Consider the following 2,517-nt stretch of genomic DNA (forward strand, 5'->3'; position numbering starts at 1 on the left):
GCCGAGCGTCACCACCGAGACGCATACATGCTGGATTCAGCCTTTGACAAGGCGCACATTGAAGTGCCATGTAGATCGCTCGCAGACCGGTGGATCGTCGAGCTCCGGGTATGCCGTTTCGATTGATGATGAGCTGAAGAGCGTTAACTGAGACAGGCCGTACTCCTGCATCACATGGCTCAAGCAGAACCCCACGCTGAGAGTCATGGCTGGGGGATCGTTTGTGCGAGAACCGGTGGGCGCACAGGGGCAGGCGCGGTGTTCTCTTACACCAGTTTGTGGACACGAAGAGCGCACTCCTTGTTTGTACGAAACCAGGTCCGGAGACAGAGGTGTCCCGATGCGGACAGGAATGAACACCTAAACGGCTACCCACGGCACTGACCGCTTTTGCGCTAAACAGAGATTAGATGGTACGCGTGACCAGGGCAACGCTGACCAAGCCGCAGCAAGATCTTCCTCACTGGCCTAATACGCTGCCCTTGCTTGGGCGCTTGCTTCGGACAAACGTCCCCACAAATCCAGTTCCCAACTGGTGTTGGCCGTCAGAGCCATGCTGATGCCAATTCGCTTGCCAGCATTGACAGACTGGTCATTGGCAGGTGTGCAGCTGCGCGTCACCGATGTCCCCACAGACAAGCTTGGCCACAAGGCGCTGCTGCTGGGGCATCCACCGCAGCACGTGCGCTGACCAGCTGGGCTGACAAGCCCTTGAGGCTTTCATCGCCGAGCACCAAACGTCTGGCCAAGTCGTTGAGCACAGGGTCGTTGAAAACCGTCAACCAATCGGCGGACGTGGCGGCCGCTTGGGTGCTGGCGCCGTGTTGCCAGATGCACTCCTCTTTGAACGCAGCGGGAGCGGCTACTGGCTCGGGTGGCGCCACATGCGTCACAGCGCAGGCCGACATCAGCAGGCTGACAGCGGCCGCGACAAGCAAAGGGTGATGCGTCTTCATGATGCGGATACGGGTGTGGCCATGACTGGCGGTGTCATCAAGCGTGCCTTGCGGGCGCGACGGCTGCGTGAGCTCAATCGGTCCATCAGCACAAAGACGACCGGTGTTGTGTACAGCGTGAGCATCTGACTGAGCAGCAGGCCGCCCACGATGGCCATGCCCAAGGGCTGACGCAGCTCTGCCCCATCGCCATGCCCCAAAGCCAGTGGCACGGCGCCAAACATAGCCGCCACGGTGGTCATCAAGATAGGCCGCACACGCAGGCAGGCCGCGCGGTAGATGGCCTGCACAGCGGTCACATCGCTGTGGCGCTGTTGGGCAATGGCAAAGTCGATCATCATGATCGCGTTCTTCTTGACGATGCCGATCAGCAGGATCACACCGATCAGAGCGATGATCGAGAACTCGGTATCAAACAACATCAGCGCCAGCAAGGCCCCCACGCCTGCCGATGGCAAGGTCGACAGGATGGTCACCGGGTGAATGAGGCTCTCGTACAGCATGCCAAGCACCAGGTAGATGGCCACAATGGCCGCGCCAATCAACATGGGCTGTGAGGACAGAGACTGCTGAAACGCACTGGCCGTGCCTTGAAAGCTGCCACGCATCGACACGGGCGTGCCCAGCTTGGCCATGGCCTGGGTGATGGCCTGCGTGGCTGAGGACAGCGACACGCCCAGTGGCAGGTTGAAGCTGATGGTCGATGCCGGAGAGCCGCTCTGGTGGTTGACCGACAAGGGTGCGTTCGTAGTCTCGAAGCGCGTGAAGGCATCCAGCGGCACCTGCTGACCGGCCTTGCTGGTCACGTACAGACGATGCAGTGTCTGTGGCCCTTGCAGATATTCGGGCGCCAGTTCCATCACCACACGGTATTGGTTGAGCGGGTTGTAGATCACGCCCACCTGCCGTTGGCCGAAGGCATCGTTGAGCGTGCTGTCCAGCGAGGCGACCGATACGCCCATGCGGGCAGCGGCCTCACGGTCAATGATCAGGGATGTTTGCAAGCCCTTGTCTTGCTGGTCGGCATTGACGTCGGTAAGCTCGGGTAACTGGCTCAGGGCGTTGCGCACCAGCGGGCCCCAGGTCCGCAGCGTGTCAACGTCATCAGCCTGCAGCGTGTACTGGTACTGCGAGTTGGACTGCCGACCACCCATACGGATGTCCTGCACAGGCACCAGAAACAGGTTGGCACCGGGCTCATGCGCCAGCTTGCCACGCATGCGTGCCACAAAGCCATCGGCCGATACATCGCGTTCCGCGCGCGGCTTGAGCGTGACAAAGAAACGCGCACTGTTGGTTTGATCGCCACCGGTTTGCCCCACCACTGTGGACACGGCCGGGTCTGCGCCGACGATGCTCGTGAAGCGGTCCAGCCTGTCGCGCATCATCTGGAACGAGCTGCCCTGATCTGCCTGCACATTGCCCATGATCACGCCCGTGTCCTGCTGCGGGAAGAAGGTCTTGGGGATGCTGGCGTACAGATAAAAATTCAGCCCAACCACAGACAGCAAGGCGAGCATCGTCAACCCTTGATGGCGCAAGGTCCAGATCAGGGAGCGCC

The 2,517-nt window shown here is 60.7% G+C and carries 2 protein-coding genes; both read right to left on the bottom strand.

Annotation, left to right across the window (positions count from 1 at the left end):
• Positions 1-617: 617 nt before the first annotated feature.
• Entirely contained in the window at positions 618-956 is a 339-nt protein-coding gene (locus tag EPO09_RS09635) for a hypothetical protein (RefSeq protein WP_290642538.1), read from the bottom strand.
• Positions 953-2,517, bottom strand: a 1,565-nt coding sequence (locus EPO09_RS09640) for an efflux RND transporter permease subunit (RefSeq protein WP_290642540.1), incomplete at its 5' end; no start/stop codon positions are given. The genes EPO09_RS09635 and EPO09_RS09640, both read right to left, overlap by 4 nt.

Origin of the sequence: Aquabacterium sp. (genome assembly GCF_004297345.1) — a bacterium.
Lineage (GTDB): Bacteria > Pseudomonadota > Gammaproteobacteria > Burkholderiales > Burkholderiaceae_C > Aquabacterium.

Bases quoted from the DNA above. Each gene is read 5' to 3' on its own strand.
- EPO09_RS09635 (WP_290642538.1), bottom strand. From the start codon at position 956: ATGAAGACGCATCACCCTTTGCTTGTCGCGGCCGCTGTCAGCCTGCTG.